The sequence below is a fragment of the Ottowia beijingensis genome (assembly GCF_042680925.1).
Classification (GTDB): domain Bacteria; phylum Pseudomonadota; class Gammaproteobacteria; order Burkholderiales; family Burkholderiaceae_C; genus Ottowia; species Ottowia beijingensis.
In genome coordinates this window covers 322,069-342,748 of the sequence record NZ_JBHUEP010000001.1, presented here as the reverse complement: position 1 = coordinate 342,748, position 20,680 = coordinate 322,069, and the positions used below count along the sequence as shown (strand labels likewise).

The following is a 20,680-nucleotide window of genomic DNA, read 5'->3' as shown; positions in this document are numbered from 1 at the left end:
GGGCCCTCATGCCGCCGAGGCGGGTGGCGGGCTGCGACGGCTCTGCACCCACTTGCCGATGGCCAGCACCAGCAGCGCGCCCGCCACGCCCATGGCGTAGTGCACGGTCTTGTCCTGCGGGATGTAGGGCACCAGCGCCGGGTCCGAGTGCATCATGGTGCCGGCAATCCAGCCCAGCAGCATGCCCCCCAGCAGGATGATGATGGGGAAGCGGTCCATCAGCTTGAGCACCAGCTGGCTGCCCCAGACGATGATGGGGATGCTGACCAGCAGGCCGAAGATGACCAGCGGCAGCTGGTGCTGCTCGCCCGCACCCTGCGCGGCACCGGCGACGGCGATCACGTTGTCGACGCTCATCACCAGATCGGCCACGATGATGGTCTTGATGGCGCCCCACAGCTTGTCGCTGCCCTGGATGCTGCCGTGCGCGTCTTCCTCTTCCGGCGCGATGAGCTTGATGCCGATCCAGATCAGCAGCAGCGCACCGACGAACTTGAGGAAGGGCACCTGCAGCAGGGCGAGCGCGAAGGCGATGAGGATGACCCGCAGCACGATGGCACCGGCCGTGCCCCAGATGATGCCCTTGGTGCGCTGGTGCGCCGGCAGGCCGCGGCAGGCCAGCGCGATCACCACGGCGTTGTCGCCCCCGAGCAGGATGTCGATCATGATGATCTGACCGACGGCGACCCAGAAATGGGCGGTGAAAAATTCTTCCACTTTGTCTCTTCCCTAGGAACTTGGGGCGGCTCAAATAATACAGCCGGATGGCCTGGCGGGGCATCCGGCTGCAGCATGGAGGCCGCTTCAGGGCGGCCTCGGCCCGCGATCTGCTTACAGCAAGCCCTTGAGCAGCTTGCCCATCTCGGACGGGTTGCGCGTGACGGTGAAGCCGCACTCTTCCATGATGGCGAGCTTGGCGTCGGCCGTGTCGGCACCGCCGCTGATCAGCGCGCCGGCGTGGCCCATGCGCTTGCCGGGGGGCGCGGTGACGCCGGCGATGAAGCCGACGATGGGCTTCTTCATGTGGTCCTTGCACCAGCGGGCGGCTTCCGCCTCGTCGGGGCCGCCGATCTCGCCGATCATGATCACGGCATCCGTATCCGGATCGTCGTTGAAGGCCTTCATCACGTCGATGTGCTTCAGGCCGTTGATCGGGTCGCCGCCAATGCCCACGGCGCTCGACTGGCCGATGCCCAGCTCGGTCAGCTGTGCCACGGCTTCGTAGGTCAGTGTGCCGGAGCGGCTGACCACGCCGACGCGGCCCTTCTTGTGGATGTGGCCGGGCATGATGCCGATCTTGATCTCGTCGGGCGTGATGATGCCGGGGCAGTTGGGGCCGAGCAGCAGCGTCTTCTTGCCGCCTTTTTCTTCCTTCTGCTTCATCTTGTTGCGCACTTCCAGCATGTCCTTGATCGGAATGCCCTCGGTGATGCAGACGACGAAGTCGAGGTCGGCCTCCACGGCTTCCCAGATCGCGGCGGCGGCGCCGGCTGGCGGCACGTAGATCACGGAGCAGGTGGCGCCGGTTTCCTTGGCCGCATCTTTCACGCTGGCGAAGATAGGGATGTTGAAGATCGACTCACCGGCCTTCTTGGGGTTCACGCCGGCGACGAAGCAGTTCTTGCCGTTGGCGTATTCCTGGCACTTCTCGGTGTGGAACTGGCCGGTCTTGCCGGTGATGCCCTGGGTGATGACTTTGGTGTCTTTGTTGACGAAGATGGACATGTTCAGGGCTCCTTACTTGACGGCGGCAACCACTTTTTGAGCCGCTTCGGCCATGGTGTCGGCGCTGATGATGGGCAGGCCGCTTTCGGCGAGCATCTTCTTGCCCAGTTCCTCGTTGGTGCCCTTCATGCGCACCACCAGCGGCACTTTCAGGTCGACCGCCTTGCTGGCCGTGATGACGCCGGTGGCGATGGTGTCGCACTTCATGATGCCGCCGAAGATGTTGACCAGGATGGCCTTGACCTTGGGATTCTTGAGCATGATCTTGAACGCCTCGGTCACCTTCTCGGGGGTGGCGCCGCCGCCCACGTCGAGGAAGTTGGCCGGCTCGGCGCCGAACAGCTTGATGGTGTCCATGGTGGCCATGGCCAGGCCGGCGCCGTTGACCAGGCAGCCGATGTTGCCGTCGAGACTGATGTAGGCCAGGTCGAACTTGCTGGCCTCGATCTCGGCCGGGTCTTCCTCATCCAGGTCGCGCAGGGCCACGATCTCGGGGTGGCGGAACAGGGCGTTGCTGTCGAAGTTGAACTTCGAGTCGAGGGCGATGATGTTGCCCTTGCTGTCGCGGTTCAGCGGGTTGATCTCGACCAGCGAGGCGTCGGTGTCCATGTAGCAGGTGTAGAGCTTCTTGAACACGTCCACAGCCTGCGCGGTGCTGTCGGCCGGGATGCCGATGCCGTCGGCCAGTTCCTTGGCCTGCGCGTCGGTCATGCCCTGCAGCGGATCGACGAACACCTTGATGATCTTCTCGGGGTGGCTGTGCGCCACTTCCTCGATGTCCATGCCGCCTTCGCTGCTGGCGATGAAGGCAATCTTCTGCGTCGCGCGGTCGGTGACCACGGAGACGTAATACTCTTTCTGGATGTCGGCACCGTCCTCGATGTAGAGGCGGCGCACCTTCTGGCCTTCGGGGCCGGTCTGATGCGTCTTGAGCTGCATGCCCAGGATCTGCGTGGCCAGTTCCTTGACCTGTTCGATGGACTTGGCCACCTTCACGCCGCCGCCCTTGCCGCGGCCGCCGGCGTGGATCTGCGCCTTGACCACCCACACCGGGCCGCCGAGTTTCTGCGCCGCTTCCACGGCTTCCTGAACGGTGAATGCGGGAATGCCGCGCGGCACGGGCACGCCGAATTGACGCAGGATCTCCTTGCCCTGGTATTCGTGGATCTTCATGAGGCCCCTCTGAGGAGTGTTGGTGTGATGAGAGAGAAAACGGTCGGGCCACCGGTGGGCCGTCGGGCGCCGCACTGCCGCAGGGCCAGCGGGCCGCCTCGGCGAATGTATCATGGTGCGACGCACCAATTGTGCGCGAGGGCCTTACGCTGCCATGACGCAGGCCCCGCGATGGAAGGATTCAAGCAATGGCCAAGGTATTCATTGATGGCGAGGCCGGCACCACCGGCTTGCAGATTCGCGACCGCCTGCAGGGCATGCCGGGCGTGGAGGTGGTCAGCATCGACCCCGCGCGCCGTAAGGACCCCGAGGCCAAGCGCGAGATCATGGCCGCGGTCGACCTGGTGATCCTGTGCCTGCACGACGACGCCGCGCGCGAGTCGGTGGCCATGATCGACGCCCTGCCGAACCGCAAGCCGCGCATCATCGATGCCAGCACGGCGCACCGCGTGGCCGAGGGCTGGACGTTCGGCTTCCCCGAGCTGTCGAAGGACCAGCGCGCCGCCGTGCAGGCTGCCGATCGCGTGGCCAACCCGGGCTGCTACGCCACCGGCGCCATCGCCCTGCTGCGGCCGCTGGTGGACGCCGGCATGCTGCCGCCGGATTACCCGGTCGCCTTGCCGTCGGTCAGTGGTTACTCCGGCGGTGGCCGGCAGATGATCGAGGCCTATGAAGCCGGCGGCGCGCCGGCCTACGAGCTGTACGCGCTGGGCCTGAAGCACAAGCACATCCCGGAGATCATGAAGTACGGTCGCGTCACGCGCCGCCCGATCTTCGTGCCGGCGGTGGGCAATTTCGACCAGGGCATGCTGGTCGAGTTGCCGCTGCACCTTGACACCCTGCCCGGCCAGCCGACCGCCGCGCAGCTGCTCGACACCTACCGCGCCCATTACGCGGGCGCCGAGGCCGTCAGCGTGGAAGCGGCGCCCGAATCCGGTAAGCTGGATGCCGTGGCGCTGAAGAACACCAACCAGCTCGAAATCCGGGTGTTCGGCAACGACGAGGCGAAGCAGGCGGTGTGCGTGGCGCGCCTGGACAACCTGGGCAAGGGCGCCAGCGGCGCGGCGGTGCAGAACCTGCGGCTGATGCTGGGGCTGTGACCGGCGCGCGCTGAATCGGCGCCGGCGGCGCAGGATCAGCGCCGCTGCGCCCGGCGCGGCGGCTGCAGCAGAAAGGCCGCCGAGTCGGCGAACTCGGCACCGGCCTCGGTGCCGGCACGCGCCACGATGGCGTCGATCAGCGGGTGCAGGTACGGCAGCAACTCGCCCAGCGTGGTGGCGGTGGCGATCTGCTGCTCGTAGGCATAACGGCCCAGGTGCCGGCGGATCGAGCGGATCATGAAGTTCGACATGGCGTGGCACACGTCGTCGGGGCGGCGCGACAGGGGCGATGGCGCACTGTGCGCTGGCGCGGAGGGCGCAAAAGGCGCTGTGGCTGGTGCCGGCCGCGTGTCCAGGTCGGCCATCTCGGAAGGCTGGATGTAACCCGAGGCGCTGAGCCAGCGCAGGCCGCCCGCGGTCAGCGCGCTCTTGCCGGTGGCGGCCAGCAGATCCTCGCGCGTGCGCCGGCCATCCACCATGCGCAGCAAGCCATGCAATTCGACCGGCAAGGTGCTGTGCGCGGCGGCACACTCGCGCGCGCCCTTGTCGCTCAAGGCGTAGACGATTCTCATTGTTTTGTTCTCCCTGCAGCCCATGTGGGTGCGGCCCAAGGGCCTCCATCACCATGACGCTGGCGGGGTGATTGCGGCGGCAACCCGCGCGGCTGTCAAGCCCGCACTTGAAGGGGTGGTGGCGGGTGCGCGCGGCGTCAGAAATCGTCGTCGTCCGCAGCGCCGCCCAGCGCGCGGCGCGCCACGTCGCCGCTGAAGCCGCGCGCGGCCAGAAAGCGCAGCTGGCGCGCCCGCTCGGCCGCGTCGGCGGGCGGCTGGCCGAACTTTCTGCGCCAGACGGCCTGCGCGCGTGCCAGTTCGGTGCTGCGCAACTGCGCGGCGGCGTCGGCCACCACCTCGTCGGGCAGGCCCTTGGCACGCAGCTCCTGCAGCACGCGCGCGCCGCCCAGGCGCCCGGCGCGGCGGTGCAGCACGGACTCGGCCACGCGCGCCTCGTCGATGAAACCCTTGGCGGCCAGTTCGTCGAGCACGCGCGCCACAGCGTCCGGGTCGTCCTCGGGCCCCACGTGGCGCGACAGCTTGGTGGCCAGTTCGGCGCGCGAATGCTCGCGCGCCGCGAGGTAGCGCAGGGCGCGGCCCTTGAGGGAGAGGGTCTGCGCGGGGCGTGGGGTCATGGGCTGCTGGATGCTATCAATTTGATGGCTGTTCGCGCCGATTCACACTTGATTTCATAATGAAATCACTATGAAGTCCGCTTGCAGAAGGCGCAAGCAGCTCCCAATAAGAGAGCGTCAGCCTCCTGCCGGCGATGCCGAGCGACTCACGGACGCCGGTTTTAGCTCCGGCACGCCGCTTCGCGGCTTCACGTGCGCTGCGCGCACGTGAGCCTGCGCTGAAACTGCGGTGCGAATTCGGCTCACGCCTCATCGACGGCGGCTTCCGCCGCCGCCGGTCGCCCGGCGATGCCGAGCGACTCGCGCACCTTGTTTTAATTTCGGCACGGCCGCTGACGCGGCCTTCACATAGGCTGCGCCAATATGAGCCTGCACTGAAATCGTGTTCAAGAGGCTCACGCCTCTTCCGCAGCGGCTTCCACCGCTGCGGGTCGCCCGGCGATGCCTAGCGACTCACGAACACGATTTTCAATCTCGCGCGCCAGATCGGGGTTCTCGCGCAGGAACTCGCGGGCGTTGTCGCGGCCCTGGCCGATCTTTTCGCCCTGGTAGGAATACCAGGCGCCGCTCTTGTCCACCACCTTGGCGGTCACGCCCATGTCGATGATCTCGCCCTCGCGGCTGATGCCTTCGCCGAACAGGATGTCGAACTCGGCCTGCTTGAAGGGCGGGCTGACCTTGTTCTTGACCACCTTCACGCGCGTTTCGTTGCCGATGGCTTCGTCGCCCTTCTTGATGGTGCCGATGCGGCGAATGTCCAGGCGCACCGAGGCGTAGAACTTCAGCGCGTTGCCGCCGGTGGTGGTTTCGGGGCTGCCGAACATCACGCCGATCTTCATGCGGATCTGGTTGATGAACACCACCGTGCAGTTGGTCTTCTTGATGGTGGCGGTCAATTTCCGCAGCGCCTGGCTCATCAGCCGCGCCTGCAGGCCGGGCAGGCTGTCGCCCATGTCGCCCTCGATCTCGGCCTTGGGCGTGAGCGCGGCGACCGAGTCGACCACCACCAGGTCGATGGCACCCGAGCGCACCAGCGAATCGACGATTTCCAGCGCCTGCTCGCCGGTGTCGGGCTGGCTGATCAGCATGTCCTGCAGGTTCACGCCCAGCTTCTGCGCGTAGGCGGTGTCCAGCGCGTGCTCGGCGTCGATGAAGGCGCAGGTGCCGCCCAGCTTCTGCATCTCGGCGATGACCTGCAGCGTGAGCGTGGTCTTGCCGCTCGATTCCGGGCCGTAAATCTCGATCACCCGGCCGCGCGGCAGGCCGCCCACGCCCAGGGCCACGTCGAGCCCCAGCGAGCCGGTGGAAACGACCTGGATGTCGGCGACCACCTCGCCTTCGCCCAGGCGCATGATGGTGCCCTTGCCGAACTGCTTTTCAATCTGCGCCAGCGCGGCCTGCAGGGCCTTGGCTTTTTCGGTCTTGTCGGCGACGGCCATGTCCATGATTTTTCCTTTGAGATCAATGGGTTGAAGCGGATGCACCCGAATCAACTGGATGCTTGAACAGGACTGTATATCAATCCATTGATTGCCGTAAAGCCGATTTATGGTCAGTTTGCCTTACTATCTAGCGCATGAATGAGCCCGACGATGACCGCTGGCGCGAGACGCACCTCGGCCGCCTGCTCGGCCACGCCATGCGCCGCTTCGACGAGCGCGTGCTGCAGCTGATGGCGGCCAGCGAGCAGGCGCCGCTGGCGCTGGCCAACCTGGCGGCGCGCGACAAGGTGGGCGCGGCGCACATCCACATCACGCGCCACCTGCCGCTGGGCGGCGCGCGGCTGACCGAGCTGGCCGCCTGGGCCGGCATAGCCAAGCAGTCCATGGGCGATCTGGTGGACCAATGCGAAGCCTGGGGCCTGGTGGCGCGCGAGCCCGACCCGCGCGACGCCCGGGCGCGGCGCATCGTGTTCACGCCGACGGGGCTGGACTGGTTGGCCGCCTTCCGCGACGCCGTGGCGCAGGCCGAGGCCGAGTTCCGCGCCGCCGTGGGCGACGAGGTCGCCACCGTGGTGGCGCTGGGGCTGGAGGCGTATGCGGCCTGATGTTTCAGGCGAAATCGGCCTTCAGAGCTTGTACAGCAAGCGCCGATAGCTATCTTGTTGATAGCGAATGGCGTGGCCTGCGCTGCTCGCCCCGCGCAACCATCCGCGCACCCGCATGCCCACCCCGCCGATGCGGGGGACAACCCCAGCGCGGCCCCCGCGGCGGCGCTCTAGAATTTGCTGCCAACGCCCAGTACAACGATGCGGCGCGCGGCGCCGCCACAGGAGACTTTCATGCGCATCCTCATCGCCGAAGATGACCAGGTGTTGGCCGATGGCCTGATGCGCAGCCTGCGCACCCACGGCGCCGCGGTGGACCACGTGGCCACCGGCACCGAGGCCGACACCGCCCTGCTCACCAACACCGAGTTCGACCTGCTGATCCTCGACCTGGGCCTGCCCAAGCTGCACGGGCTGGAGGTGCTCAAGCGCCTGCGCGCGCGCGGGCAGACGCTGCCGGTGCTGATCCTCACCGCGGCCGACAGCATCGAGGAGCGCGTGAAGGGCCTGGACTACGGCGCCGACGACTACATGGCCAAGCCGTTCGCGCTGACCGAGCTGGAAGCGCGCGTGCGCGCCCTCACGCGGCGCGGCATGGGCGCGGCCAGCGCCACCATCAAGCACGGCCCGCTCGAATACGACCAGACCGGCCGCGTGGCCAGCATCGACGGCAAGATGGTCGACCTGTCGGCGCGCGAGCTGGGCCTGCTGGAGGTGCTGCTGCAGCGCAGCGGCCGCCTGGTGAGCAAGGAGCAGTTGGTGGAGCGCCTGTGCGAGTGGGGCGAGGAGGTGAGCAACAACGCCATCGAGGTCTACATCCACCGCCTGCGCAAGAAGATCGAGAAGGGGCCGATCCGCATCGCCACGGTGCGCGGGCTGGGCTACTGCCTCGAGAAGATTCCGGGTTGAATCAGGCGCCCGCGCTTGCTGGGCAAGCGCTGGCAGCTACCGAAACAGCAGCAATGCAGTGAAGATATTCCAACGCGCCCAGCGCTCGCTGTTCGGCGAGATCCTGGACTGGATGCTCACGCCGCTGCTGCTGCTGTGGCCCGTCAGCCTGGCGCTGACCTGGCTGGTGGCGCAGAACCTGGCCAACAAGCCGTTCGACCGCGCGCTGGTCTACAACGTGCAGGCGCTGGCGCAGTTCATCCAGGTCACGCCCGGCCAGCGCGTGCGCTTTCTGCTGCCGCAGCCGGCCAGCGAGCTGCTGCGCGCCGACGACTCCGACAACGTCTACTACCAGGTGCTGGGCGCCAAGGGCGAATACCTGTCGGGCGAGCGCGAACTGCCCGCGCCGCCGCGCGCGGGCCACGAGCCGAGCACGGGCGAACTGGCCGAAGAGCCACAGCTGCGCGATGCCGAATTCCGCGGCCTGCCGGTGCGCGTGGCCTACCTGTGGGTGCCCATCGGCGACAGCGGCGCCCAGGCGCTGGTGCAGGTGGCCGAAACGCGCGAGAAGCGCAGCGTGCTGGCGGCCGAGATCATCAAGGGCGTGATGCTGCCGCAGTTCGCCATCCTGCCGCTGGCGGTGCTGCTGGTGTGGCTGGCGCTGGTGCGCGGCATCCGGCCGCTGTCGGCGCTGGCCTCGCGCATCCGCGCGCGCAAGCCCGACGACCTAAGCCCGCTGGACGAAAGCGCCGTGCCCCAGGAGGTGGGGCCGCTGGTCGGCTCGGTCAACGACTTGCTGACGCGGCTGAAGGACTCCATCGCCACGCAGAAGCGCTTTCTGGCCGACGCCGCGCACCAGCTGAAGACGCCGCTGGCCGGGCTGCGCATGCAGGCCGACCTGGCGCAGCGCGAGGACGCCAGCGCCGACGACCTGAAACAGTCGCTGCAGCAGATCGGCCACGCCAGCGTGCGCGCCACGCACACCGTCAACCAGCTGCTGGCGCTGGCCCGTGCCGAGGCCGGCGGCGCCGTGATGGCGCAGCAGCCGTGCGACCTGGCGCAGCTCACCATCGACGTGGTGCGCGAGGCCGTGCCGCAGGCCATGGACAAGCAGATCGACCTGGGCTACGACGGCCCGGCGCCCGGCGCGCCCGAGCTGACGCTGCTGGGCAACCCCACGCTGCTGCGCGAGATGATCCGCAACCTGGTGGAAAACGCCATCCACTACACGCCTTCCACGCCCGAATCGCCCGGCGTCGTCACCGCGCGGCTGCGCGTGGAGCCGTTCAGCCGCGCGCTGGCTGTGCAGGTGGAGGACAACGGCCCCGGCATCCCCCAGGCCGAGCGCGCCAGCGTGTTCCAGCCCTTCTACCGCGCGCTGGGCACCAACGTGCACGGCTCGGGCCTGGGGCTGCCCATCGTGCAGGAGATCGCGGCGCAGCACCGCGCAGAGGTCAGCGTGGACGACGCCCACCCCGGCCAGCAGCCGCCGGGCGCGTGCTTCACGGTGCGTTTTCGGGCAAGTTGATGGCGCTATCTTGTCGATAGCTTGAGGCGCCCGGCGGGCGGGCGTCGGCGCAGGATTCGGGCATCATCGCCCCGCCAGGCAGGCCACGGCTCGATGGCTTTTTCGTGGGAGCGGGCTTGCCCGCGATGAAGCACTGAACGCGAGGCGACGCCGCATCGCGGGCAAGCCCGCTCCCACAGCCCGCGGTCACCACATACTCCCCTATAAGTAAGCCGATAGCGCCCTATTGGCGGGCGCTGGAGCCGCATACCCCCCCTACAGTCCGCTCGCACCGACGCCATGCAGCGCCTCTGCACGCCAGGATGATCGAAGCGGCCGCTCCGCCCGCCTCAGGCCGGCTTGTACAGGCTCAGCTGCAGCTTCTCACGCTCCATGGCGCGCGCCACCGCCGGCACCTGGGCGGTGCGCTGCACATGCGCCCACAGCTCGGGAAAGTCCTCGGGGTTGATGCCGGCGATGGTGCCCCAGCGCAGCAGCGTCAGCGCATAGGTGTCCAGCGGGCCGCAGTGCACGCCGCCCAGCCAGTCGCGGCCTTCCGCGTGCGCCTTCTTCACCAAGTCCTGCAGCTCGCCCATCAGCGTGCGGTACTGGCCCACGGCGTGCGTCTTGATGGCGGCCTGCGCCGCCTCGTCGCCGGTGAACTTGTGCGGCATGAAGATGTGCGTGAAGGTGGGGTGCACCGTGTTGTTCATCCACGCCAGCACCTCGACGAAGCGGCCACGCGCCAGCGGGTCCTTGGGGATGAAGGTGGCCTCGGGAAACTTGGCGTCGATGTAGGCAATGATGGCCATGATCTGCGTGATCACCTCGCCGCCGTCCACCAGCACCGGCACCTGGCCGCGCGGGTTGATGGCCTTGTACTCGGGGCTGTTCTGCTCGTTGCGGTGCAGCTTCACCGCCACCGGCTCGAAAGTGGCGCCGGCCATCTCCAGCATGCTGTGCGGCACGAACGAGCAGGCGCCGGAGGCGTAGTAGAGCTTGAGGGTCATGGGGAAGTCTCCTGTGGATCGGTGGGTAGGCAAGGGCCTGAGCATAGCGCGGCGGGCGGGGCGCCGAACATCAATAAAGATAGCTGCCTGCGCCGGTCAATCAATGGTTTCAGATGGCTTCGGCTTGAAATCACGGATGGACAAGCGCAAGCCGCTATCAATTAAAAAGCGCCTGATCGATTAGCCAGCTACGGGAGGATGCGTCTCCGACCCTCACCCCCGCCCTCTCCCGCAGGCGGGCGAGGGAGTTTCAGGGCCAGACGCCCCCCTTCGTGAATCGAACGGCCGCGGAGCAGGCCATCCAAGCGAACGCCGTGGAGCGGGCTTGGCCCGGCCACTGGCGTTGTCCCCCTTCCCGCGAAGCGCAGCGCAGCAAGAGAAGGGGGAAGCCGCGTCAGCGGCTCAGGGGGTTGTTCTTCTATTCACACCCTCGCAGCTCCTTGCCCGCCAGCGCGCCGCGCAGGCCGCGCACCTGCTGGCGCAGTGCCGCATCGGCATTCGGCAGGCGCAGCAGGTAGGCCGGCGTGTCGCGCCGCTCCTGCACCACGCGGGCGGTGCGCACGCCCTTGCGGCCCAGGTCGGTCAGGGCGCGTTGCGCGGCCTCCTCGCTGGAAAAGCGGCCCAGCGACAGGCCCGGCTCCAGCGCGGCGCCGGGGCGGTCGGTGTCGACACCCAGGTCGCGCAGCTCGCTGCGCTTGGTGCGCACGGCATCCGCGTCGGCCAGCTTGCCGACGTAGACCATCCAGCGGCCGGGCAGTTGCACCGGCTCCAGGCGCCAGCTGCCGGCCGGCAGGCTGGCGGCGGCGCGGCGCACGGCGTCGGCCTGCTGCTCGTTGAACACGCCGGCCTGCAGGCACACGCCGGGGGCCGGGGCCGGCGGCGGGGGCGCGGCGGCCACGGGTGGCTCCGGCGCGGGGGCGGGTTGTGCGGGCACCGCCGGTGCCGGCGCAGGTGCGGGGGCCGGGGCTGGCCGGGAGGCCCGCGATGCGGGTGCCGGCGCGGGCGCTGCGGCCGAGGCCGCGTCCAGCGGCCGCAGCGTCAGCGATTCGGGGCGCACCTGGCGCTCCAGCCGCTCGGGCTCGGCCTGCACCGTGGGCGCCAGGCCCAGCACGCGCAGCCAGCCCTGCGACCAGGCGAACCAGGCCACGTTGGCCACCAGCAGCAGCACGACCAGACGACCGACCATCACCCACCTCCTTGTGGCGCCTGTGGGCGCACGCTGACCTCGGCGCTGTGCACCTCGCGCAGGCCGGCGGGCGTGTGCACGCGCAGCTCGCCGCCGGGGCCGACGCCTTGCGCCACGCCTTCCGTTCCATCGGACAGCCGCACCGCCTGCCCGGCCAGCAGGTCGCGCGCGGCAAAGCGTTCGGCCAGCGGTGCGAAGCCGCCCTGCTCGAACCCGCGCACCGTCTGCACCAGCGGCGCGGCGATGCGCGCCAGCGTGGCGGGCGCGTCGATGCCCGGCAACAACTCTTGCAGCCACGCGGGCGGCGTGGCAAAGCCTTCGCCCGGCAACGGCGCGATGTTGACGCCGATGCCGATGACGGCGTAGCGCCCCGTGCCCGGCTGCCCGGTGCCCGCCGTCTCGACCAGGATGCCGGCCAGCTTGCGGCCCTGCCACCACAGGTCGTTCGGCCACTTCAGGCGGATGTCCGGGTGCAGGCTTTCTGCCACCGCCAGCCCCACGGCCAGCGAAAGGCCCGACCAGTCGCACGGCACCAGCGGCAGGCCCAGCGAGAAGGCCAGCGCACCGCCGCGCTCGCCGTCGCCCGACTGCCAGCCGCGCCCCAGGCGGCCGCGACCGGCGGTCTGCAGCTCGGCCACCAGCAGCGTGGGCGCCGTGCGGCCGGCGCGCGCGCGGCGCATCAGCTCGCTGTTGGTGGAGTCGATCCCGGCCACCACCTCCACCGCCACGCCCGGCAGCAGCGGCGCGAGTTGCGTGCGCAGCGCATCCAGGGGCCAGGCAAGGGTGGGGTGGGGCATGCGTCAGCCTTTGGCCTTCTTCTTTTTCTTCTTCTTTTTCTTGTCACCGCTTTCCGCCGTTTCCAGGTCGGACGACAGCAGCGTGCCGCGGCATTTCTTGCTGCCGCACCAGCAGGGGTAGTCCGCCTTCAGCTCGGGCGTCAGCGGCTCGTCGATGACCAGGCCGTAGTCGTAGTTCAGCTCGTCACCGGCCTTGATCTTGCGGCGCGACGTGATGAAGATGCGGCCCTCGTCCTCGTCGGCGATGCAGTTCGGGTCGCAGCTGTGGTTGATCCAGCGCGAATCGTTGCCGCCGTACAGCGCGTCGATCACGCGGTCTTCGTCGATGTGGAAGTAGAAGGTGTGGTTGGGGTCATCCGGGTCGTGCGGATGGCGGCGCTGCGCCTCGTTCCAGCTGATGATCTCGCCCACGTATTCGATGATGCGCTCGCCCTTGGGGATGTCGACCAGGGCGAACACGCCCTGCCCATGCACGCCTGAGCGGCGCACCTCGATGCGGCGCGTGGCCGACGAATCTGCGGGGTTTTTGCTGGCCACGGAAAGTTTTTGCTATGTTGGTTTGAGTGCGCGCGCATGCGTGGGCGTGGGCGCGCGAGTGCGGGTGCGCGTGTGCGCACGCGCGAGGAGCCGGATTCTAGCCACATGAAAACACTGGTCATCGCAGAGAAACCATCGGTCGCGCAAGACATCGTGCGCGCCCTCACGCCCGTTGCCGGCAAGTTCGACAAGCACGACGAGCATTTCGAGAACGAGCGCTACGTCGTCACCAGCGCCGTCGGCCACCTGGTGGAGATCCAGGCGCCCGAGCAGTACGACGTCAAGCGCGGCAAGTGGAGCTTTGCCCACCTGCCGGTGATTCCGCCGCACTTCGAGCTGAAGCCGGTGGACAAGACCAAGACGCGCCTGAACGCCGTGGTGCGGCAGGCCAGGCGCAAGGACGTGGGCGCGCTCATCAACGCCTGCGACGCGGGGCGCGAGGGCGAGCTGATCTTCCGCCTGATCGAGCAGTACGCCGGCGGCGGCAAACCGCTGGGCAAGCCGGTGCAGCGCCTGTGGCTGCAGAGCATGACGCCGCAGGCCATCCGCGACGGCTTCGACAACCTGCGCACCGACGCCCAGATGCAGGGCCTGCACGACGCCGCGCGCAGCCGCAGCGAGGCCGACTGGCTGGTCGGCATCAACGGCACGCGGGCCATGACGGCCTTCAACTCGCGCGACGGCGGGTTCTTCTTGACCACCGTGGGCCGCGTGCAGACCCCCACGCTGGCCGTGGTGGTCGAGCGCGAGGAGCAGATCCGCCGGCACGTGGCGCGCGACTACTGGGAGATTCACGCCACCTTCCTGGCTGAGGCGGGCGAGTACGCCGGCAAGTGGTTCGACCCGGCCTGGAAGAAGGACGCGGGCGATGCCGACAAGCGCGCCGACCGGGTGTGGGACGCCCACACCGCGCAGGCCATTGCCGACGCCGTGCGCGGCAAGGCCTGCAGCGTCACCGAGGAGAGCAAGCCCAGCACGCAGGCCAGCCCGCTGCTGTTCGACCTCACATCGCTGCAGCGCGAGGCCAACGGCAAGTTCGGCTTCAGCGCCAAGACCACGCTGGCGCTGGCGCAAAGCCTGTACGAGCGGCACAAGGCGCTGACCTACCCGCGTACCGATTCGCGCTGGCTGCCCGAGGACTACCTGGCCGTGGCGCGCAAGACCTTCGAAATGCTGGCCACCAGCGGCCAGCGGCATCTGGCACCGCACGCGAAGAAGGCGCTGGATGACGGCTACGTCAAGCCCAGCAAGCGCATCTTCGACAACAGCAAGGTGTCGGACCACTTCGCCATCATTCCCACGCTGGAGGCGCCCGGCGCGCTATCGGAAGCGGAGCAGAAGCTGTACGACCTGGTGGTGCGCCGCTTCATGGCGGTGTTCTACCCCAGCGCCGAATACCAGGTGACGACGCGCATCACGACTGCGTCGCACGAGGGCCAAAGCTACAACTTCCAGAGCAACGGCAAGGTGCTGGTGCGGCCCGGCTGGCTGGCCATCTACGGCAAGGAAGCCGACGCCGAAATGGAGAAGAAGGAAGGCGAGCAGTCAAAGTCGCTGGTGCCGGTGAAGCCGGGCGAGATGGTGCGCAACGAACACGTCGAGCCCAAGGCGTTGCAGACCCGCCCGCCCGCCCGCTATTCCGAAGCCACGCTGCTCGGCGCCATGGAAGGCGCGGGCAAGTGGATCGAGGACGACGAGCTGCGCGAGGCCATGCAGGAAAAAGGCCTGGGCACGCCCGCCACGCGCGCCGCCATCATCGAAGGCCTGATCGGCGAGAAATACATGCTGCGCGAGGGGCGCGAGCTGATCCCCACCGCCAAGGCCTTCCAGCTGATGACGCTGCTGCGCGGGCTCCAAGTGGAAGAACTCAGCAAGCCGGCGCTGACCGGCGACTGGGAATACAAGCTGGCGCAGATGGAAAAAGGCCAGCTCTCGCGCGAAGCCTTCATGCGCGAGATCGCGGCGATGACCGAGCGCATCGTGCTGAAGGCCAAGGAATACGACCGCGACACCGTGCCCGGCGACTACGCCACACTGCAAACGCCCTGCCCGAACTGCGGCGGCGTGGTGCAAGAGAACTACCGCCGCTATGCCTGCACCGGCGCCAGCGGCGCGGGCGAAGGCTGCGGCTTCTCGTTCACCAAGACGCCCGCCGGCCGCACGTTCGCCGTCGAGGAGGCCGAAGCCTTTTTGAGCAACCACAAGATCGGCCCGCTGGAAGGCTTTCGCAGCAAGGCCGGCTGGCCCTTCGTGGCCGAGCTGGCGCTGGTGCGCGACGAGGAAAGCGGCAACTACAAGCTCGAATTCGACTTCGGCGACGACGCCAAGGCCGAGCAGACCGGCGAGATCGTCGACCTGTCGGCGGAACCCAGCGTCGGCCCTTGCCCCAAGTGCGGCAACCCGGTGAAGGCCTTCGGCAAGAGCTACGTCTGCACCCGCAGCGTGCCCTCGCACGAGCACCCCGCGCCCAGCTGCGACTTCAAGAGCGGCCAGGTCATCCTGCAGCAGCCGGTGGAGCCCGAGCAGATGGCCAAGCTGCTGAACGAGGGCAAGACCGACCTGCTCGACAAGTTCGTCAGCATGCGCACGCGCCGCCCCTTCAAGGCGCGCCTGGCCTGGAGCCCCGACGAGGGCAAGGTGGTGTTCGAGTTCGAGCCGCGCGAAGGCGGCCGCAAGTACCCGCCGCGCAAGACCGCCGCCGCACCGGCCAAGACCGCTTCCAAATCAGGAGCTGCCCGCGCTGAAGGGGCGGGCGCTGCAGCCAAAAAAGCTGCCAAAAAGGCACCGACCAAGAAAACCGCCGCCAAGACCGAAAAGACCCCGCGCGCCGGCAACCTGCAGCCCAGCCCCGCGCTGGCCGCCGTCATCGGCCCCGGCCCCTTCGGCCGCGGCGAGGTGATGAAGAAGCTGTGGGACTACATCAAGGCGAACAACCTGCAGGACCCGAACGACAAGCGCACCATCCTGGCCGACGACAAGCTCAAGCCCGTGTTCGGCGCCGACAGCGTGGGCATGTTCAAGCTGGCGGGGCTGGTGGGCGGGCACCTGAGCTGAGGAGCGCGCGGTTGTCCGGCGGCGATGAATGCTCTAACATACAAGCATTCATTCCGTCCCATGTGGAGCTGCCCATGAGCGCCCATCCCGCCCCCATCACCACCTACACCAGCCGCGAGTTCACCCGCGACGTGGCGGCAGCCAAGCGCGCAGCCGCCAACGGCCCGGTGTTCATCACCGACCGTGGTGAGCCGGCGTATGCGCTGCTCAGCATCGAGGAGTACCACCGGCTTCGGGGTGGCAGCCAACCGCGCACCTTGCTCGAAGTCATGCAATCCATCCCTGGCGGCGATTTCGAGTTCGAGCCGCCCAAGTTGGACGACGTCGCGAAACCGTTCGATTTCGACGCCGATTGAGCCGCACGTGTACCTGATCGACACCAACGTCATCTCGGAACTGCGGGAGGGCAAGCCTCGCCCGGATCCTGCCGTGCTGGCCTGGGCCGGCACCGCGCTGCCGCAAAGCCTGTTCCTGTCCGTGGTCACCAAGTTCGAACTGGAGATGGGCGAGTTACGCCTGGCGCGCAGGGACCCGGCGCAGGCCATCGTGCTGCGCACCTGGCGCCAGCTGGTCCTGGCGCAGTTCACCGGCCGCGTTCTGCCTTTCACCGAATTCACCACACCGTTCTGCGCCGCGCTGCACGTGCCTGATCCGCGATCATTTCGCGACGCCATGATCGCCGCCACGGCGCTGGAGCATGGCTTTACGGTCGTCACGCGCAATGTCGGTGACTTCACCGGCACCGGCGTGCGGCTGCTCAACCCTTGGGATTTCAACGCGTGACGCCGCGCCGCCCCCTGATCGGCCTCGCCCTCGGCAGCGGCTCGGCGCGCGGCTGGGCGCACATCGGGGTGCTGCGGGCGCTGGCCGAGGCGGGGCTCAAGCCCGACATCGTGGCCGGCGCGTCGGTGGGCGCCATCGTGGGCGCGGCGTATGCGGCGGGTGAGCTGGACCGCTTCGAGGAATGGGTGCGGCGCCTCAGTGCCCGCGCCGTGTGGTCGTTCATGGATTTCGGGCTGGGCGGCGGCATGCTCAAGGGCGAGAAGCTGGTGGCGTTTTTCCGCAACCACTTTGCCGATCCGGCCATCGAATCGCTGCCGCTGCGCTTTGGCGCCGTGGCCACGGCCCTGCGCACGGGCGACGAGGTGTGGCTGCGCGAGGGCTCGGTGGCCGATGCGGTGCGCGCCTCGTTCGCGCTGCCTGGGCTGTTCACGCCCGTGTGGCAGGACGACCGGCTGCTGGTGGACGGCGGGTTGGTGAACCCGGTGCCGGTGTCGCTGGCGCGCGCGCTGGGCGCCGAGGTGGTGATCGCCGTCGACCTGAACGCCGACATTGCCGGCCGCCTGCTGCGCGCCGAGCCTGCGCCGGCGCCGCGCGCGCCGTGGATGCAGTCGCTGCAGAACCGCATGAGCGCGCTGATGCCGCATGGCGCCGAGCCGCCGGCCGACGCCCCAGCTGCCGAACCCGCGCCGGCCACGGCGCCGCGCGGCCTGCCCTCGGTGCTCGACGTGCTGGCCAGCAGCATCCACGTGATGCAGGTGCGCATCACGCGCAGCCGCATGGCGGGCGACCCGCCCGAGACGACGATCGCGCCGCGCCTGGCGCACCTGGGGCTGCTGGACTTCCACCGCGCGGCCGAGGCCATCGACGCCGGCCGCGCCGCCGCCGCCGAGGTGCTGCCGCTGCTGCGCGCGCGCGGCCTGTGCCCGCCGCTGGCGCCGGATGCGGCGTGATGCTGTCAAACTCCCGCCCATTCACCCGAATCAGACGCATCCCATGAACATCACCAAGGACACCGCCGTCACCATCGCCTACCGCATGACTTCACCGCAAGGCAAGCCGTTGGACAGCGGCACCACCGCCTACCTGCACGGCGGCTACGGCAACCTGTTCGACAAGGTGGAGGCGGCGCTGGACGGCCAGGGCGTGGGCCACAGCGTCAGCCTCGACCTGACCGCTGCCGAGGCCTTCGGCGAGCGCGACGAGGCGCTGGTGCGCACCATCCCCAAGAGCGAATTCCCGCCCGGCGTGAAGGTGGGCGGCCAGCTGCAGGGCGCGGGGCCGCAGGGTACGCCGGTGGTCTACAACGTGGTCAAGATCAAGGGCCCCGAGGTGCACCTGGACGGCAACCACGCGCTGGCCGGGCAGGCGATGCGCTTTGCCGCCACGGTGACGGCCGTGCGCGCCGCCACGGCCGAGGAGATTGCCCACGGGCATGTGCATGGTGCGCATGGGCACCAGCATTGATGATTTCGCTACATTTTAAATAGCCCTCAGCGCTTGCCAGACGGGCGCTGAAGCCCGATTTGGCTTCTAACCTCTTGAGATCCCCCCGTCCGCCGGGGCAAGCCGGAATGACAAGGAAGTTTTCAGCCGTGGTCCCCGTGAAGCAGCGCCCATGGGCTTGCGCCGGCGTGGGGTGAAACAGCGACATACCCTATCAGCCGCTTGCGCGACTGCGTGCCTGCCCCGTTTGCGCTAGGCTTCGCGCCGCCATGTCCAGCGCCGCGCCCCCGCCCGCCAACCCTCTTTTGCCACCGCGCGTGGCCTGGGCCATTCTGCTGGCGCTGGCCAGCGGCTTCACGCTCAGCCAGTCGTTCCGCACCGTGGCGGCCATCATGGGGCCGCCGCTGGCGGGCGAGCTGCACCTGTCGCCGCAGCAACTGGGGCTGTGGGCGGCGGCGTACCACTTCTCGTTCGGCATCATGCAGCTGGTGATGGGCGTGTCGATCGACCTGTTCGGCATCCGCCGCACCATCCTCGCCGCGTTTCCCATGGCGGTGCTGGGCGCCGCGGTGTCGGCCGTGGCGCCCAATTACACGGTGCTGCTGATCGGCCAGATGCTGATCGGCACCGGCTGCGCGCCGGCCTTCCTGGTGTGCACGGTGTTCATCGCCAAGTACTTCGTACCCCAGCACTTCACCTCCACATCGGGGCTGATCATGAGCATCAGCGGCCTGGGCGTGCTGGCCACGGCCACGCCGCTGGCCTGGCTGATCGAGGTCAGCCACTGGCGCTGGGGCTTCGGCGTGCTGGCGGTGGCTTCGGCCGCGTCGTGGCTGGCGATGTGGTGGCTGGTGCGCGCGCCGCGCGGCAGCAGCGCCGCACAGCCGGCGACTGAGCGCCAGAGCGTGCTGGCGGCGCTGCGCGATCTGCTGCGCCTGTTCGCCCTGCCGCACACGGCCGGTCTGGTGGCCTACGCGGCGGTGGCGTACGCGGGCTTCATCACCCTGCGCGGGCTGTGGCTGGGGCCGCTGCTGGTGGAGCGCCACGGCTTCAGCCTGGTGCAAAGCGGCAACGTGGCCTTTGTGATGACGCTGGCCAGCATGGCCAGCCCGGCCATCTTTGGCCGCATCGACCCCGGTGGCGCGCAGCGCGTGCGCTGGCTGCTGGGCTTTGCCGTCGTGGCCGTGCTGATGCTGGGGGCGATGGGCCTGATCCACGTGGCCTGGGCCGACGTGTTGCTGGCCATTGGCTACGGCGCGCTGTCGGGCTACGGCGTGCTGCAGTACGGCTACGTGCGCGAAGCCTACCCCGAGCACGTGCGCGGCCGGGCGCTGTCGCTGTTCACCATGGCGATGTTCCTGGGCATTGCGCTGATGCAGTGGGCCAGCGGCCTGGCCGCCAGCCTGGCGCCGCGCTTCGGTGTCGAACCCTTCACCGCCGCGCTGCTGACCATGAGCGCGGTGGTGCTGATGGGCACGCTGGCGTTCTGGAAGCTGCCGCGGGCGCCGGCTGCGGATTGACGGCCCTCACGTCTGGTCACGATTGCCCGGCACGCCGGCGCCGCGCGCGGCGGCCAGCGGGCATACTGGCCGCACACTGAAGGAGTACCCGCCATGCGATTCATCCGCCCATTCATCGCCTGCGCCGGCCTGCTGGCCGCCGCGCTGACGCTCGCCGGCTGCGGTGCCACGCCGCACAACCCCGACACCGCTGGCGCCACATCGGGCGTCACCGTTTACGGCACCGCAGATGTGGGTGTGGGGCGCGTGCGCAAATAAGCCTGCCGAGGCTGGTCACTTGATTTTTGATAGCTGCTTGCGCAAGCCAGATAAGCGCCAGAGCCGATTTTCTGCCCGCTCGCCTCACCGCCACATGCGCCGTCTGATCCACGCCCCCAACGCCGCCATCGCGCAGATCTGGGCCGATCTGCTGTGCGAGGCCGGTTACCCGACGACGGTGGAGCGGCGCTTTCTGTCCAGCGTGGCCGGCGAGCTGCCGCCCGACCAATGCCTGCCCGAGCTGTGGGTGCGCCACGACGAACACCACGCCGCCGCGCGCGCGCTGCTGGCCGAACTGGCGCAGGTGCCGCAACGCCGCTGGCAATGCGCGGCCTGCGGCGAGCAGATTGAGGGCGGCTTCGAGCAGTGCTGGGCGTGCGGGGCGTTGATGCCATCACTATTGAATTCGTAGCTGTCAGCGCTTGTCCAGCAAGCGCTGCGGGCCGATTTGACCAAAATCGTGAGG

At 68.6% G+C, this 20,680-nt stretch carries 22 protein-coding genes; 12 read left to right on the top strand and 10 right to left on the bottom strand.

The genetic code is table 11. The features are described from left to right. Nucleotides 1–6: 6 nt before the first annotated feature. The 3 genes from ACFSCU_RS01625 to sucC form a co-directional block, all read right to left on the bottom strand. A complete protein-coding gene (locus ACFSCU_RS01625; RefSeq protein ID WP_377559677.1) occupies nucleotides 7–717 on the bottom strand; it encodes a TerC family protein in 711 nt (236 codons plus the stop codon). A 114-nt stretch (nucleotides 718–831) separates the two neighbouring features. Beyond that, nucleotides 832–1,725, bottom strand: a complete 894-nt coding sequence (sucD, locus tag ACFSCU_RS01620; protein WP_377559676.1) for a succinate--CoA ligase subunit alpha — start codon at nucleotides 1,723–1,725, stop codon at nucleotides 832–834. A gap of 12 nt (nucleotides 1,726–1,737) precedes the next feature. Next, nucleotides 1,738–2,898 (bottom strand): ADP-forming succinate--CoA ligase subunit beta, encoded by a 1,161-nt coding sequence (gene sucC / locus ACFSCU_RS01615; protein ID WP_333707546.1) that lies wholly within the window; start codon nucleotides 2,896–2,898, stop codon nucleotides 1,738–1,740. Between the two features lie 188 nt (nucleotides 2,899–3,086). Here sucC and argC point away from each other — a divergent pair, with 188 nt between their 5' ends. Beyond that, nucleotides 3,087–3,998, top strand: coding sequence for an N-acetyl-gamma-glutamyl-phosphate reductase (gene argC / locus ACFSCU_RS01610; RefSeq protein ID WP_377559675.1), 912 nt, complete (start codon nucleotides 3,087–3,089; stop codon nucleotides 3,996–3,998). Between the two features lie 35 nt (nucleotides 3,999–4,033). Here argC and ACFSCU_RS01605 read toward each other — a convergent pair whose 3' ends face one another. From ACFSCU_RS01605 to recA, 3 genes are all read right to left on the bottom strand, one after another. Beyond that, nucleotides 4,034–4,570 carry a hypothetical protein gene (locus ACFSCU_RS01605; RefSeq protein ID WP_180550317.1) on the bottom strand — a complete coding sequence of 179 codons (537 nt, stop codon included), beginning with the start codon at nucleotides 4,568–4,570 and terminating at the stop codon, nucleotides 4,034–4,036. 137 nt (nucleotides 4,571–4,707) lie between these two features. Beyond that, on the bottom strand, nucleotides 4,708–5,184 hold the full coding sequence (recX, locus tag ACFSCU_RS01600; protein ID WP_377559674.1) for a recombination regulator RecX: 477 nt from the start codon (nucleotides 5,182–5,184) through the stop codon (nucleotides 4,708–4,710). Nucleotides 5,185–5,579: 395 nt separating this feature from the next. Continuing rightward, nucleotides 5,580–6,629 carry a recombinase RecA gene (recA, locus tag ACFSCU_RS01595; RefSeq protein WP_180550318.1) on the bottom strand — a complete coding sequence of 350 codons (1,050 nt, stop codon included), beginning with the start codon at nucleotides 6,627–6,629 and terminating at the stop codon, nucleotides 5,580–5,582. Nucleotides 6,630–6,760: 131 nt separating this feature from the next. Between recA and ACFSCU_RS01590 the strand changes: the two genes are divergently transcribed. The 3 genes from ACFSCU_RS01590 to ACFSCU_RS01580 all read left to right on the top strand — a co-directional run bounded on the left by ACFSCU_RS01590 (nucleotide 6,761) and on the right by ACFSCU_RS01580 (nucleotide 9,647). Beyond that, on the top strand, nucleotides 6,761–7,231 hold the full coding sequence (locus ACFSCU_RS01590; RefSeq protein WP_180550319.1) for a MarR family winged helix-turn-helix transcriptional regulator: 471 nt from the start codon (nucleotides 6,761–6,763) through the stop codon (nucleotides 7,229–7,231). A 234-nt stretch (nucleotides 7,232–7,465) separates the two neighbouring features. Continuing rightward, on the top strand, nucleotides 7,466–8,140 hold the full coding sequence (locus tag ACFSCU_RS01585) for a response regulator (protein WP_180550320.1): 675 nt from the start codon (nucleotides 7,466–7,468) through the stop codon (nucleotides 8,138–8,140). Between the two features lie 58 nt (nucleotides 8,141–8,198). Then, nucleotides 8,199–9,647 (top strand): sensor histidine kinase, encoded by a 1,449-nt coding sequence (locus tag ACFSCU_RS01580; protein ID WP_180550321.1) that lies wholly within the window; start codon nucleotides 8,199–8,201, stop codon nucleotides 9,645–9,647. Nucleotides 9,648–9,976: 329 nt separating this feature from the next. Here the strand turns inward: ACFSCU_RS01580 and ACFSCU_RS01575 are convergent, their stop codons facing one another. From ACFSCU_RS01575 to ACFSCU_RS01560, 4 genes are all read right to left on the bottom strand, one after another. Next, nucleotides 9,977–10,636, bottom strand: coding sequence for a glutathione S-transferase family protein (locus ACFSCU_RS01575; protein WP_180550322.1), 660 nt, complete (start codon nucleotides 10,634–10,636; stop codon nucleotides 9,977–9,979). 418 nt (nucleotides 10,637–11,054) lie between these two features. Next, on the bottom strand, nucleotides 11,055–11,822 hold the full coding sequence (locus ACFSCU_RS01570; protein ID WP_377559671.1) for an SPOR domain-containing protein: 768 nt from the start codon (nucleotides 11,820–11,822) through the stop codon (nucleotides 11,055–11,057). After that, a complete protein-coding gene (locus ACFSCU_RS01565) occupies nucleotides 11,822–12,619 on the bottom strand; it encodes a biotin--[acetyl-CoA-carboxylase] ligase (RefSeq protein ID WP_180550323.1) in 798 nt (265 codons plus the stop codon). Before ACFSCU_RS01565 ends, ACFSCU_RS01570 begins: the two co-directional genes overlap by 1 nt. 3 nt (nucleotides 12,620–12,622) lie before the next feature. After that, nucleotides 12,623–13,156, bottom strand: coding sequence for an SET domain-containing protein (locus ACFSCU_RS01560; RefSeq protein WP_180550324.1), 534 nt, complete (start codon nucleotides 13,154–13,156; stop codon nucleotides 12,623–12,625). A gap of 105 nt (nucleotides 13,157–13,261) precedes the next feature. Between ACFSCU_RS01560 and ACFSCU_RS01555 the strand changes: the two genes are divergently transcribed. From ACFSCU_RS01555 to ACFSCU_RS01520, 8 genes are all read left to right on the top strand, one after another. Beyond that, nucleotides 13,262–16,210: a DNA topoisomerase III gene (locus ACFSCU_RS01555; protein WP_377559670.1), complete on the top strand. Its 2,949-nt coding sequence runs from the start codon at nucleotides 13,262–13,264 to the stop codon at nucleotides 16,208–16,210. A gap of 74 nt (nucleotides 16,211–16,284) precedes the next feature. Next, nucleotides 16,285–16,566: a type II toxin-antitoxin system prevent-host-death family antitoxin gene (locus tag ACFSCU_RS01550; RefSeq protein ID WP_180550325.1), complete on the top strand. Its 282-nt coding sequence runs from the start codon at nucleotides 16,285–16,287 to the stop codon at nucleotides 16,564–16,566. A 7-nt stretch (nucleotides 16,567–16,573) separates the two neighbouring features. Beyond that, the gene (locus ACFSCU_RS01545; protein ID WP_180550326.1) at nucleotides 16,574–16,993 is read left to right on the top strand and encodes a type II toxin-antitoxin system VapC family toxin; all 420 of its coding nucleotides are present in this window, start codon (nucleotides 16,574–16,576) and stop codon (nucleotides 16,991–16,993) included. Continuing rightward, nucleotides 16,975–17,943 carry a patatin-like phospholipase family protein gene (locus ACFSCU_RS01540; protein ID WP_377559669.1) on the top strand — a complete coding sequence of 323 codons (969 nt, stop codon included), beginning with the start codon at nucleotides 16,975–16,977 and terminating at the stop codon, nucleotides 17,941–17,943. Before ACFSCU_RS01545 ends, ACFSCU_RS01540 begins: the two co-directional genes overlap by 19 nt. Nucleotides 17,944–17,986: 43 nt before the next feature. Continuing rightward, nucleotides 17,987–18,457 carry an FKBP-type peptidyl-prolyl cis-trans isomerase gene (locus tag ACFSCU_RS01535; protein ID WP_180550328.1) on the top strand — a complete coding sequence of 157 codons (471 nt, stop codon included), beginning with the start codon at nucleotides 17,987–17,989 and terminating at the stop codon, nucleotides 18,455–18,457. A gap of 248 nt (nucleotides 18,458–18,705) precedes the next feature. Next, on the top strand, nucleotides 18,706–19,956 hold the full coding sequence (locus ACFSCU_RS01530) for an MFS transporter (protein ID WP_180550329.1): 1,251 nt from the start codon (nucleotides 18,706–18,708) through the stop codon (nucleotides 19,954–19,956). A gap of 93 nt (nucleotides 19,957–20,049) precedes the next feature. After that, nucleotides 20,050–20,214 carry a hypothetical protein gene (locus ACFSCU_RS01525; RefSeq protein ID WP_180550330.1) on the top strand — a complete coding sequence of 55 codons (165 nt, stop codon included), beginning with the start codon at nucleotides 20,050–20,052 and terminating at the stop codon, nucleotides 20,212–20,214. A 94-nt stretch (nucleotides 20,215–20,308) separates the two neighbouring features. After that, complete coding sequence (locus tag ACFSCU_RS01520) at nucleotides 20,309–20,626, top strand: putative signal transducing protein (protein ID WP_180550331.1); 318 nt, start codon at nucleotides 20,309–20,311, stop codon at nucleotides 20,624–20,626. Nucleotides 20,627–20,680: the final 54 nt, after the last annotated feature.